Annotated in this window: 11 protein-coding genes; 9 read left to right on the forward strand and 2 right to left on the reverse strand. The window is 70.0% G+C overall.

Annotated features, from left to right (window positions below; translation table 11 throughout):
• The first annotated feature begins 69 nt into the window (after positions 1 to 69).
• The 9 genes from ctaD to LTT66_RS22300 all read left to right on the forward strand — a co-directional run bounded on the left by ctaD (position 70) and on the right by LTT66_RS22300 (position 9,859).
• Positions 70 to 1,812, forward strand: a complete 1,743-nt coding sequence (gene ctaD, locus LTT66_RS22260; protein WP_233060442.1) for an aa3-type cytochrome oxidase subunit I — start codon at positions 70 to 72, stop codon at positions 1,810 to 1,812.
• Positions 1,813 to 1,952: 140 nt separating this feature from the next.
• The gene (serB, locus tag LTT66_RS22265) at positions 1,953 to 3,170 is read left to right on the forward strand and encodes a phosphoserine phosphatase SerB (RefSeq protein ID WP_233060443.1); all 1,218 of its coding nucleotides are present in this window, start codon (positions 1,953 to 1,955) and stop codon (positions 3,168 to 3,170) included.
• A 68-nt stretch (positions 3,171 to 3,238) separates the two neighbouring features.
• On the forward strand, positions 3,239 to 3,664 hold the full coding sequence (locus LTT66_RS22270; RefSeq protein ID WP_233060445.1) for a protease inhibitor I42 family protein: 426 nt from the start codon (positions 3,239 to 3,241) through the stop codon (positions 3,662 to 3,664).
• Complete coding sequence (locus tag LTT66_RS22275) at positions 3,664 to 4,467, forward strand: aminoacyl-tRNA hydrolase (protein ID WP_233060446.1); 804 nt, start codon at positions 3,664 to 3,666, stop codon at positions 4,465 to 4,467. The genes LTT66_RS22270 and LTT66_RS22275 overlap by 1 nt, the downstream gene beginning before the upstream one ends.
• Before the next feature lie 146 nt (positions 4,468 to 4,613).
• On the forward strand, positions 4,614 to 5,447 hold the full coding sequence (locus tag LTT66_RS22280; RefSeq protein ID WP_181718804.1) for an ABC transporter ATP-binding protein: 834 nt from the start codon (positions 4,614 to 4,616) through the stop codon (positions 5,445 to 5,447).
• A 185-nt stretch (positions 5,448 to 5,632) separates the two neighbouring features.
• Positions 5,633 to 6,403 carry an NUDIX hydrolase gene (locus LTT66_RS22285; RefSeq protein ID WP_233069353.1) on the forward strand — a complete coding sequence of 257 codons (771 nt, stop codon included), beginning with the start codon at positions 5,633 to 5,635 and terminating at the stop codon, positions 6,401 to 6,403.
• Positions 6,404 to 6,692: 289 nt separating this feature from the next.
• Positions 6,693 to 7,469, forward strand: coding sequence for an enoyl-CoA hydratase-related protein (locus LTT66_RS22290; RefSeq protein WP_233060447.1), 777 nt, complete (start codon positions 6,693 to 6,695; stop codon positions 7,467 to 7,469).
• Between the two features lie 37 nt (positions 7,470 to 7,506).
• On the forward strand, positions 7,507 to 8,484 hold the full coding sequence (locus tag LTT66_RS22295; RefSeq protein WP_233060449.1) for a class I SAM-dependent methyltransferase: 978 nt from the start codon (positions 7,507 to 7,509) through the stop codon (positions 8,482 to 8,484).
• Between the two features lie 151 nt (positions 8,485 to 8,635).
• The gene (locus LTT66_RS22300; RefSeq protein ID WP_233060450.1) at positions 8,636 to 9,859 is read left to right on the forward strand and encodes a THUMP-like domain-containing protein; all 1,224 of its coding nucleotides are present in this window, start codon (positions 8,636 to 8,638) and stop codon (positions 9,857 to 9,859) included.
• A gap of 25 nt (positions 9,860 to 9,884) precedes the next feature.
• Here the strand turns inward: LTT66_RS22300 and LTT66_RS22305 are convergent, their stop codons facing one another.
• Together LTT66_RS22305 and LTT66_RS22310 are read right to left on the reverse strand one after the other, a co-directional pair.
• Complete coding sequence (locus LTT66_RS22305) at positions 9,885 to 10,481, reverse strand: hypothetical protein (protein WP_233060451.1); 597 nt, start codon at positions 10,479 to 10,481, stop codon at positions 9,885 to 9,887.
• Between the two features lie 44 nt (positions 10,482 to 10,525).
• On the reverse strand, positions 10,526 to 11,833 hold the full coding sequence (locus tag LTT66_RS22310; RefSeq protein WP_233060452.1) for an outer membrane protein assembly factor BamB family protein: 1,308 nt from the start codon (positions 11,831 to 11,833) through the stop codon (positions 10,526 to 10,528).
• Positions 11,834 to 12,050 lie beyond the last annotated feature (217 nt).

The raw sequence follows: 12,050 nt of genomic DNA on the forward strand, positions 1-12,050 counted from the left end.
CCCGACATAGGGATGGATGCGATCAGCGGAGCCTGCGGAGCGACTTAAAGGCACCTTTCAGGAGGATCAGTGACTGCCGTAGAGCCCCAGCCAGTCCCTCAGTTGGAAGCGACTCGGCCTTATCCGGCTCGGACCGGGCCGAAGGGCTCGTTCATCTACAAGATGGTCACCACCACGGACCCGAAGGTTCTGGGTGTCATGTACCTGACCACGTCGATGGGCTTCTTCCTCATCGGTGGCCTGATGGCCCTGCTGATGCGCGGTGAGCTGGCGCGGCCCGGTCTGCAGTTCCTCTCGACCGAGCAGTTCAACCAGCTGTTCACCATGCACGGCACGATCATGCTGCTGTTCTACGCGACCGCGATCGTGTTCGGCTTCGCCAACATCATCCTCCCGCTGCAGATCGGCGCCCCCGACGTCGCCTTCCCGCGCCTGAACGCCTTCAGCTACTGGCTGTACGCGTTCGGCGCCAGCATGGCGACCGCGGGCTTCATCACCCCGGGTGGCGCCGCGGACTTCGGCTGGACGGCGTACGTGCCGCTCACCGACATCCTGCATTCGCCCGGTGTCGGCACCGACCTGTGGATCCTGGGCCTGGCGGTGTCCGGTCTGGGCACCATCCTCGGTGGCGTGAACATGCTGACCACCGTGGTCTGCCTGCGCGCTCCGGGTATGACCATGTTCCGGATGCCGATCTTCACCTGGAACATCGCCGTCACCAGCGTCCTGGTGCTGCTGGCCTTCCCGCTGCTGACCGCCGCGCTGTTCGGCCTGGCCTACGATCGCCACCTGGGCGGCCACATCTACGACCCCGCGACCGGCGGCATCCTGCTCTACCAGCACCTGTTCTGGTTCTTCGGCCACCCCGAGGTGTACATCATCGCGCTGCCGTTCTTCGGCATCGTCTCGGAGATCTTCCCGGTCTTCTCGCGCAAGCCGATCTTCGGTTACACCACGCTGGTGTACGCCACGCTGGGTATCGCCGCGCTGTCCATCGCGGTGTGGGCGCACCACATGTACGCCACCGGCGCGGTGCTGCTGCCGTACTTCTCGTTCATGACCTTCCTGATCGCGGTTCCGACCGGTGTGAAGTTCTTCAACTGGATCGGCACGATGTGGCGCGGTCAGCTGACCTTCGAGTCGCCGATGCTGTTCTCCATCGGCTTCATCGTCACCTTCCTCTTCGGTGGTCTGTCCGGCGTCATCCTGGCCAGCCCGCCGCTGGACTTCCACGTCACCGACTCGTACTTCGTCGTGGCGCACTTCCACTACGTGCTCTTCGGCACCATCGTGTTCGCCACCTACGCGGGCATCTACTTCTGGTTCCCGAAGATGACCGGCCGGATGCTGGACGAGCGCCTGGCGAAGTGGCACTTCTGGACGACCTTCATCGGCTTCCACACCACCTTCCTGGTCCAGCACTGGCTGGGCGCCGAGGGCATGCCGCGCCGCTACGCCGACTACCTGCCCGGCGACGGCTTCACCACGCTGAACACGATCTCCACGATCGGCGCCTTCGTGCTCGGCGCGTCGATGCTGCCGTTCCTGTGGAACGTCTTCAAGAGCTACCGCTACGGCGAGGTGGTCACCGTGGACGACCCGTGGGGCTACGGCAACTCGCTGGAGTGGGCCACCACCTGCCCGCCGCCGCGGCACAACTTCTACGAGCTGCCGCGCATCCGCTCCGAGCGTCCCGCGTTCGAGCTGCACTACCCGCACATGGTCGAGCGCATGCGGGCCGAGGCCCACGTGGGCTGGGGCTCGGGCAAGCATGCCACCGAGGTCCATGAGACGGCGGCATTGACGAAGTAGGGCGGATTCACCGCGACGAGTGTGCACCTGCTGGCGACAGCGGGTGCACACTCTTTTGTGGAGAGCAACACGCACCGTTGGCGTTGTGACAACGATGTCCACCGGCAGCGACGGCGAACACCGAATTTGGAGCGCATCAGTTGGCCGACACCACCGTTCTCGTCACCGTCACCGGGCCGGACCGCCCCGGTGTGACGTCCGTGCTGCTCGCGGCGATGTCCCGGCACCGGGTCAGCCTGCTGGACGTCGAGCAGGTCGTGATCCGGGGCAGGCTGACCCTGGGCGTCCTGGTCACCTGCCCGAACGACGCCGAGGCGTTGCAGGAAGAGCTCGAAGAGGCCATGAACACCGTCGGCATGCACGTCGACGTGGAGGTGGACGCGGCGATCGGCAGGCAGCCGATGTCCACCCACGCGGTGGTCATCCTCGGCAGCCCGGTCACGGCGCGCGCGTTCAGCGCGGTGTCGCGGCAACTGGCCGCACTGGGCGCGAACATCGACACCATCCGCGGGATCGCCGACTACCCCGTGACGGGGATGGAGCTGATGGTCACCGCGATCGATTCCGGCCCCGACACCGATTCGCGGCTGCGCACGGCACTGGCCGAGGTGGCGGTGGCCGAGCAGGTGGACGTCGCGGTGGAGCGGGCGGGGCTGGCCCGCCGCGGCAAGCGGCTGATCGTGTTCGACGTCGACTCGACGTTGATCCAGGGCGAGGTCATCGAGATGCTCGCCGCGCACGCGGGCGTCGAGGACGAGGTGCGCAGGGTGACCGAGGCCGCCATGCGCGGGGAGATCGACTTCGCCGAATCGCTGCGCCAGCGGGTCGCGACGCTGGCCGGTCTGGACGAGTCGGTGATCGAGGAGGTGGCCGACCGGATCGAGCTGACCCCCGGCGCGCGCACCACGATCCGCACGCTGCGCCGGATCGGTTTCCGCTGCGGCGTGGTGTCGGGCGGCTTCCGGCAGGTGATCGAACCGCTCGCGCACGAGCTGGAATTGGACTTCGTGCAGGCGAACACGCTGGAGGTCGTGGACGGCAAGCTGACCGGCCGGGTGGTCGGGGAGATCATCGACCGGGCGGCCAAGGCGACCGCGCTGCGCAAGTTCGCGGCCGAGGCCGGGGTGCCGATGGAACAGACCGTCGCGGTGGGCGACGGCGCCAACGACATCGACATGCTCAACGCCGCCGGGCTCGGCGTCGCCTTCAACGCCAAGCCCGCGCTGCGGGAGATCGCCGACGCCGCGCTGTCGCATCCCTATCTGGACGCCGTGCTGTTCATCCTCGGGGTCACCCGGCACGAAGTGGAGGCCGCCGACGCCAGGGACGGCCTGCTGCGCCGCGTTCCGCTGGGCTGAGCGTCCGGCCCGGTCGCGTCCGCCTCGGTAGGCTCGCTGCTGTTGATCATTCGGCGATCGGAGGACGGGTGCGCAAGTCCCTGCTTGTGCTGCTGGCCGGGTTGGTGGTGGCGGGGTGCGGCGGCAGTGACTCGCCGGATGGGACGACGAACGGTGCCGCGAATCCCGTTGTGCGCGTGGGCGTGGCCGACCACGGGCAACAGCGGCGACTGCACGTCGGGCAGCGGCTGATCGTCGCGCTTCCGGCGAATCCGTCCACCGGTTACTCCTGGAGCATCGCGAAAGTGGATGCGGCCGTGGTGAAGCTGGACGGCGAGGCCGATTTCGAACCCGATCCGGCCGTGCCGGTCGCGCCGGGCGCGGGCGGGACGTCGGTGTGGACCTTTGTGGGCGCGGCGGCGGGTGCGACGGCGCTGACGATGGAGTACACGCGTCCGTGGGAACAGGGCCTGGAGCCGGCCAGGACGTTTTCGTTGACGATCGAGGTGGAGTGATGACGAGCATCCCGGAATGCGGCGCCGAGATCCGGGACGCCGGCGAGACCCGCACGGGCCCGGCGGTATCGGACGTCGAAGGGTTCCGGGTCCGGCACGCGGAGCTGTCCGGTGGATACGGCACGGGCGATCCGGAGGACCCGGCCATGGTGCAGGCGATGCCGATGGTGCTGCATCTGCCGAAGACCGATCCGCCGCCGCGCAGCGCGCTGCTCGCCGCCGCCGCGTCGGCCACGGTGGCGCTGTGCCTGGACGAGCGCGTCGGACCCGGCGGTGAGTGGGAACAACCGTATCTGGGGTGGAAGCGCTCGCGGATCCGGAAGGTGGCGCGCCGCGCCCGCGGCGCCCAATGGCGTGCGACCTGTGCCGTCCCGGGCGTCACCGTCGAGATCGGCGGCGCGCAGGCGCGGGCGCTGGTCCCCGGACCGGTGGGCGCGGTCGATCCGCGGATCAAGCGTCTGCAGATCGGCGGCACCGATCTCGAGCACGACGATCCCGGGCCGCCCGACCCGGAACTGCCGGTGCTGTGGGTGAACGCCGGGCTCGGGATGACGTTGGGCAAGTCGGCCGCGCAGGTGGGTCACGCGAGCATGCTGCTGGCCGGTGCGCTGCCGGTGAGTGACGCGCTGCGCTGGGCGGAACTCGGCTTCCACTGCGCGGTGCGCGAAGCCGGCGCGCAGCGCTGGGCGGCGCTGGCCGAGCAGGTGGCCGAGGGCAGCGCGGTCGCCGTGCGCGACGCGGGGTTCACCGAGGTGGCGCCGGGCTCGATGACGGTGATCGCGGTGCCCGCCCGATCCTGGTGAACGCTCTCGGGAGACCGTCGCGGTCGTCATGGGCGTGTCGGACGGTGCGGCGGACGCGGTCGTGACGGCGGTGATCCGGCATAGATCCGACCGACCGGATCGTTTTGCCTCCCCGCGTTGGCAACTGCCCCCTCGGGTGGGCCAAGATGGAGCGCGTGCCGCAACCGGATCCCGATCTGCTCATCGATTTCACCGACGTAACCGTCCGCCGCTCGGGCCACACCCTGGTCGGTCCGGTCACCTGGCAGGTCGAGCTCGACGAACGCTGGGTGGTCCTCGGCCCCAACGGCGCGGGCAAGACCTCGCTGCTGCGAATGGCCGCCGCCGAGATGCACCCCACCGGGGGCATCGCCCATCTGCTCGGGGAGCGGATCGGGAAAGTCGACATCAACGAGTTGCGTCCGCGCATCGGGCTCTCCTCGGCCGCGGTGGCCAGCCGGGTGCCGGTCGACGAGAAGGTCAGCGACCTGGTGGTGTCCGCGGGCTACGCGGTGCTGGGCCGCTGGCGCGAGCGCTACGACGACGTGGACACCGACCGCGCCATCGACATGCTGGAGAGCTTGGGCGCCGAACACCTCTCCGACCGCACCTACGGCACGCTGTCGGAGGGCGAGCGCAAACGGGTGCTGATCGCCCGCGCGCTGATGACCGATCCCGAACTGCTGCTGCTCGACGAGCCTGCCGCCGGCCTGGACCTGGGCGGCCGGGAGGAGCTGGTGGAGCGGCTCGGCGATCTCGCCGCCGACCCGGACGCACCCGCGATCGTGCTGGTCACCCACCACGTGGAGGAGATTCCGCCGGGGTTCACCCACGGCCTGCTGCTCAACGAGGGCGAAGTGGTCGCGCAGGGACTGCTCTCCGACGTGCTCACCGCCGAGAACCTCAGCGATGCCTTCCGCCAATCGATCGCGCTGGATCGAGTCGACGGTCGCTACTTCGCGCGGCGTGCACGGCGCGCGGGCAGGCACCGGACCCGCTGACTCGGACGGCGTGCCGTCGCGAACCAAGCGCGCGTTAGGCGTACCTCCGCCGTCGCTCCGGCCGTGCGCGGGCTGAGGGACGGACTACGTCCGACCGCGCCCGTTAAGGTGCAGGGGTGAGTGAGAAAGAGGCGCAGGCAGACTCTCAGCAACCGGTACCGCCGCTGAAAGACGCGTCGACGGTGATGCTGCTGCGCGACGGCGCCGACGGGCCGGAGATCTTCCTGCAGCGCCGGGTCGGCGCCATGGCGTTCGCCGCGGGCATGACCGTGTTCCCCGGCGGCGGCGTCGATCCGACCGACGGAACCGCGGACATCGCCTGGGCCGGACCCGAGCCCACCTGGTGGGCCGAGCGATTCGCCACCACCGAGGCCACGGCCAAGGCGCTGGTCTGCGCGGCCGTGCGCGAGACGTTCGAGGAGTGCGGTGTGCTGCTGGCCGGTCCGGCCGCCGACAGCGTCGTCTCCGACACCACCGGTTACCGGGGGGCACGCGGCAGGCTGGAGCGCAGAGAACTGTCGCTGGCGTCGTTCCTCGCCGAAGAGCGGTTGGTGCTGCGCGCGGACCTGTTGCGGCCGTGGGCGAATTGGATCACCCCGGTGATCGAGCCGCGCCGCTACGACACCCGGTTCTTCGTCGCCGTGCTGCCGGACGGGCAGCTGGCCGACGGCGCCACGTCCGAGGCGGCGGAGGTGCAGTGGAGCACCCCGGCCGAGGCGCTCGAGCGCTGGCGCTCGGGCGTCGACGTGCTGCTGCCGCCCACCTGGTCGCAACTGGTCGCGCTCGGCGCGTTCCGGTCCACCGCCGACATCCTGGCCGCGCAGCGGGCGATCGATCCGATCATGCCCGTGCTGGCCGATCTGGACGGCAAGCGGCTGCTGTCCTTCCCGGACAACCAGCGCTACTTCGCCGACCTCCCCGATCCCCGGCGGCTCAAGGGATCCGCGCGCCCGTGAGCGGCGCCACCCGCCTGCGGGCCTGACCGCTCGCGCTGTGTCTGTTGTCGGCGTGAGCGGGGCCCTGCGTGGTGACGCTGCGCTGCCGCCTGCGGGCCTGACCGCTCACGCTGTGTCTGTTGTCGGCGTGAGCGGGGCCCTGCGTGGTGACGCTGCGCTGCCGCCTGCGGGCCTGACCGCTCACGCTGTGTCTGTTGTCGGCGTGAGCGGGGCCCTGCGTGGTGACGCTGCGCTGCCGCCTCCGGGCCTGACCGCTCACGCCGGTGCGCACCCGGTAGCGTGGCCTCTCATGGCCGAATTCGTGACCCTGGAGCTGCCCGAGGGCGATGCCGCGCGGGGCGTGGCCGTCCTGCGGATCGCGCGCCCGCCGATGAACCTGCTGAACGTGCAGCTGGTGCGCGAGCTGGCCGAGGCGGCGGACGCCGCCGCCGTGCACCCGGGCGTCGCGGCGGTGGTCGTGTACGGCGACGAACGGGTGTTCTCGGCGGGCGACGACGTGGCCGAACTGTTCGGTCTCGGGAGCGAGCAGGCCGCCGCCATGGCGGCCGATCTCCAACATGCTCTGGGCTGCCTGGCCAGGATTCCGCAGCCCACCGTCGCCGCGATCAGCGGTTACTGCCTCGGCGGCGGGCTGGAGCTGGCGCTGGGCGCCGACCGCCGCGTCATCGGGGACAACGTGAAGCTGGGTCTGCCGCAGATCAAGACGGGCCTGATCCCGCTCGCGGGCATCCGGCGGCTGGCCCTGCTGATCGGGCCGGGCCCGGCGAAAGACCTCGTCTACACCGGTCGCTTTGTCGAGCCGGAGGAGGCGAAGGCGCTCGGCTTGGTCGACGAGGTCGTCGCGCCGGACGACGTGTACACCGCCGCGATGCGGTGGGCGCGCCGGTTCGTCGACGGTCCGGCCCGCGCGCTGGCGGCCGCGAAGGCGGTCTTCGAAGCCGGTCCGCACGGCCTCGATCGGGCCCGCGGCGAGTGGTCCGGCCTGTTCACGACGCAAGATCGCCTGATCGGAACAGGTTCCTATTTGGCCGACGGTCCAGGGTCGGCGGAATTCGTGGGGCGATAGCAGGCGTCAACTGGGGATTTGGGTAGGCTTGCCGACCATGACGGTACGTCCCGACGACCCCGCGCCGAACCCGCACGCCACCGAGGCAGAGGTCGAAGCAGCGCTCAAGGATACGAAGCTGGCCCAGGTTCTCTACCACGACTGGGAGGCCGAGACCTACGACGACAAATGGTCCATCTCCTATGACGAGCGCTGTATCGAGTACGCGCGCGGCCGGTTCGACCTGGCCGTCGGTCCCGCGCCGCTGCCCTACGACAAGGCGCTCGAGCTGGGCTGCGGTACCGGATTCTTCCTGCTGAACCTGATGCAGGCGGGCGTGGCGAAGTCCGGCTCGGTCACCGATCTGTCGCCGGGCATGGTGAAGGTCGCGCTGCGCAACGCGCAGCACCTCGGGCTGGACGTGGACGGCCGGGTCGCCGACGCGGAGACCATCCCCTACGACGACGACACCTTCGATCTGGTGGTCGGGCACGCCGTGCTGCACCACATCCCGGACGTCGAGCTGGCGCTCAAGGAGTGCCTGCGCGTGCTCAAGCCGGGCGGCCGCTTCGTGTTCGCCGGTGAGCCGACCACGGTCGGCAACTTCTACGCCCGCTGGCTGGGCCGGATCACCTGGAAGGCCACGACCACGGTGACCAAGCTGCCGATGCTGAGCGACTGGCGGCGCCCGCAGGAGGAGCTGGACGAGTCCTCGCGCGCGGCGGCCCTGGAAGCGGTCGTCGACCTGCACACCTTCGACCCGCGCGCCTTGGAGGCGATGGCCCGCTCGGCGGGCGCCGTCGAGGTGGCCGCCAAGACGGAGGAATTCGCGGCCGCACTGTGGGGCTGGCCGGTGCGTACCTTCGAGGCGGCCGTGCCCGCCGAGAAGCTCACCTGGCGCTACCGGATGGCGATGTACCGCGCCTGGCTGGGGCTGAGCTGGGTGGACGAGAACGTCATGCGCCGCGTGGTGCCGCGCCAGTTCTTCTACAACGCCATGATCACCGGCGTGAAGCCGAGCTCCGCCGGAAAGTAGTGGGCGGCGATCCCCTTCGCGTCCATGTCGCCCGCCTCGACGGCACGGCCGGTGCCGGAGAGGTGGGCGGGCGCGAAGCGTTCCCGCGCCGGGATTCCGAGGCGGCACGCCGCGATTACGGCGGCGGAGCGGACGTCACAGGGGATCGGTAGTGGGCTATCGCATCTCCCATGAGGATGTCCGTTACCTGGGTAGCGCGGCCGGTCGAGCCGCGCTGGCCGAGGTGGACCTGTTGGAGCTGACCCCGGCGACGCACCTGCGCGATTTGGAGCGGGTGCGTCGCACGCACGGCGACCGGGCGGCGGCTCTGATCGAGACGGTGCGATTGCGCCGCAGAGCCGGCGCCAAACTCCTCGATGCCGGGCAGTGGCTCTTCACCGACGACGCGCTGCAGCAGGCCACCCCGACGCTGGTGGCGCGGCAGCGCGCCGCACGGCTGGCCGGACGGACGGTGCACGACGTCACCTGCTCGATCGGAGCCGAACTCGTGGAGCTGGCCCGGGTGTGCCCGGCGGTGCTCGGCAGCGATCTGGACGAGGTGCGGCTGGCTATCGCCGCGCACAATCTGGGGCCGCACCGGCTCGGGGCGGGGGAGCCGGGTTCGCCTGCGCCCGCCACCGGTCCTTCGCCGCAAACCCGAAACGTGATGCTGGCCAGAGCCGATGCGCTGCGCCCGAGCAGTCGCGACACCGTGATCATCGCCGATCCGGCTCGGCGTGCCGACGGCCGGCGCACCCACGACCCGGCCAAACTGAGCCCACCGCTGCCGGATCTGCTCGCGGCCTACACCGGGCGCGATCTCGCCGTGAAATGCGCTCCCGGTTTGGATTTCGATCGGCTGGGCTGGTCCGGTGAGGTGGAGGTGGTCTCGCTCGACGGCTCGGTGCGTGAGGCATGCCTGTGGTCTTCCGGACTCACCGAACCCGGTGTCACCCGTCGCGCGACGGTGCTCTCGTCCGAGGGCGCCGCGTGGACCCTCACCGATGCCGAACCCGACGACATCGATGAGCGCGGGCCCGGGCAATGGATCATCGACCCGGACGGCGCCGTTGTGCGCGCCGGACTCGTCCGTCACTACGCCTCGAAACACGGCCTATGGCAATTGGATCCGCGCATCGCCTATCTCACCGGCGATACCGTCCCCGACGGGGTACGTGGCTTCCGCATCCTCGATCGCCTGGACTTTCGCGAGAAATCCCTGCGCGCCGAACTCCATCGCCGCGACTGCGGCCCCCTCGAAATCCTCGCCCGGGGTGTCGACGTCGACCCTGATGCTCTTCGTTCGCGCCTCAAACTCCGCGGCACCCGGCCGCACACGCTGGTGGTCACTCGCGTCGGCCGCGCCGCGACGGTCTTCCTCTGTTCCACCCCGTGATCACCGGTGTTTGCGCGAAGCGCTCCTACGCAGGGAGTTCGGCGACGACGAGTTTCGCGGCGGCCGCCCACCGCTGATCGGTCGGCGGAGCGGAAAGATTGCTGCCGACGAGGAAAATGCGGACGGCGAACCGGTCGGTGAGGACCCATGCCTGCGGGAAGTCGGGCTTCGCGTCGATGAGGACCGATCGTCCGATCCCCGGGAGTTTGCGGGTGGTCGGATTCATCAGCCGCGCGATGGTCGCCTCGGTCACCGAACCCTGTTGTGGCCGCATCACTTTGATCGACGCGGTGAAGGACAGTACTCCACCGGCTGTGAGGTAGTAGGTGCAGCTTCGACCATAGGAACCGTCGTTGCGTTTGGTACTGGTGTCCCGCCCGTCGCCGAGGCTCACGTCCGCGAGGGCGCTGATCTCCGCCCCGCTGAGCACGCACTCGTCCTCGACGGCGTGTTCGGCGAACGGCTCGTCGGTCACCTTCGCCGGTGTGGTTGCGTCCGGGCTTCGCGGTACTGCCACCGGATGCCCGCCGACCGTGGCAGCGCACGCGGCGGTAGACGAGAGCAGGGCGATCGCGACCAGCGTCGGCTTACCGAGCCGCGCGAGAATTCCACCCTTGGCCATAGTTCCCCCCACTTGAACCAGCACACAACAAGATCGAGGCGACTCTACTCCGGTTCGAACGCGAAGATCTCGCCGATCCGGGTGGCGACCACGACCTCGCCCTTCGAGCCCACCGATGTGCCCGTGACGGTCCCCTTCGCGCCCGGCAGGACGTCGGAGTCGATGGTGGCCCCGGTGCGCGCGTCGAAGGTGACGAGGTTGAGGCCGTCACCGATCGCCGCGGCGGCGTATCCGGTGTCGCCCGCCGTCTGCGCCGCAGGACCGCGCAGCGCGAGGTCCTTTCGCTCCCAGACGGATTCGACCGCGTCGCCGTTGTCGCGCAGCGCGAGCAGGTAGCCGTCGTCGCCGGACGGGATGATCAGGCCGTCGCCGGATACCGAGATGCCGCCGCGCGGCGCCCACTCCAACTGGTGGACCCACTTGGTCCGCCCCTCGGCGGTATCCAGGGCGATCAGCCGATTGCTGTTGTCGCCGACGTAGAGGGTGCCGCCGTCGGCGGACAGGGCCGGGCTGGTTGCGCTGCCGCGCTGCAGCAGTTCGGCGCGCCACTGCTGCTCGATCTTGCCGTCGGCGTAGCGCAGCGCGACCACGGCGGCGACGGGCCGCCCCGGCTGCCACAGCGTCACGTAGAAACGGCCGCTGGCGGTGTCGATCGGGGAGATGTTCGCGACGGGGCACTGCGGCCCTCCGGCGGCGCAGTCGTCCAGTCCCTGACCCGCGGCAGGCCAGCTGAGGCCGGCGTGGGCGAGGAAGTCCGGCTCGCCGAGCAGTTGCACGGTCGGCACCGTTCGATCGCCGGTCTGCCGCGACAGCACGTCGACCTGGCCGGATTGCGTGACCGTCAGCAGTTTTCCGTCGCCGGTGAACTGCACCGAGACCGGCGTCCCCGCGACGGGTGTGGCCCACCGCGGCTGCCCCAGGTAGTTGAACGAGATCACCTTGCTGTCGTCGCCGACGTAGACGTTGGTCATCCCGTCGACGGCCGACGGCGCGGCGATCGCACTCGCTCCCAAGGCATTGCAGAACCGTTTGCGGCCGGTGGCCATCTGGAAGGAGAAGATCGAGCAGTTCGGCAGCCGCGTGGTGACGAACAGCTGGCTGTCGGGCCCCAGCGTGACCGGCTGGGCGATCGGTCCGCCGACCGGGCGCGACCAGTTCAGCGCCACCTTCCGCGATCCGCTGACCGGGCTGGTGCCGCTGTTGCGGCCGTCGTGGTAGGCGGCGGTCCAGCCCTTGCCGGTGCCGACGGTGATGTCGTCGTAGTCGGTGCCGCAGCCGGTCAATGCCAGCGCGCCGCCCGCGACCAGCACGGCCAGTACGGCCGCGGCACGTTTCCGGGACGGTCGCCACATGGAAGTAGCCAGTACGCCGCCGCTTCGCACCTGCCGTACTCCTGTCGTAGTTGGCGTTCGCCGTCGCCGTCTCCGGCGCACGAGTCACTGTACGGGAGGCCCGTATGCGGGGTGAACGAGTCCCGGCGTTGTCGGCGCGGGTGCCCGTCGCGGCGCTCGTTCCGGGCGATAGGCTCTATCCGTCGCCATCGAGGCGGGCGACAGCCGGTAGGACCAG

The organism is Nocardia gipuzkoensis, assembly GCF_021183645.1.
Taxonomy (GTDB): domain Bacteria; phylum Actinomycetota; class Actinomycetes; order Mycobacteriales; family Mycobacteriaceae; genus Nocardia; species Nocardia abscessus.

What these genes read in the sequence shown, in the direction of transcription:
- LTT66_RS22290 (WP_233060447.1), top strand. Translation starts at nt 6,693, where the DNA reads ATGGCCGAATTCGTGACCCTGGAGCTGCCCGAGGGCGATGCCGCGCGG.
- LTT66_RS22295 (WP_233060449.1), top strand. Translation starts at nt 7,507, where the DNA reads ATGACGGTACGTCCCGACGACCCCGCGCCGAACCCGCACGCCACCGAG.
- LTT66_RS22285 (WP_233069353.1), top strand. Translation starts at nt 5,633, where the DNA reads ATGCTGCTGCGCGACGGCGCCGACGGGCCGGAGATCTTCCTGCAGCGC.
- LTT66_RS22280 (WP_181718804.1), top strand. Translation starts at nt 4,614, where the DNA reads ATGGAGCGCGTGCCGCAACCGGATCCCGATCTGCTCATCGATTTCACC.
- LTT66_RS22275 (WP_233060446.1), top strand. Translation starts at nt 3,664, where the DNA reads ATGACGAGCATCCCGGAATGCGGCGCCGAGATCCGGGACGCCGGCGAG.
- LTT66_RS22305 (WP_233060451.1), bottom strand. Translation starts at nt 10,481, where the DNA reads ATGGCCAAGGGTGGAATTCTCGCGCGGCTCGGTAAGCCGACGCTGGTC.
- LTT66_RS22310 (WP_233060452.1), bottom strand. Translation starts at nt 11,833, where the DNA reads ATGTGGCGACCGTCCCGGAAACGTGCCGCGGCCGTACTGGCCGTGCTG.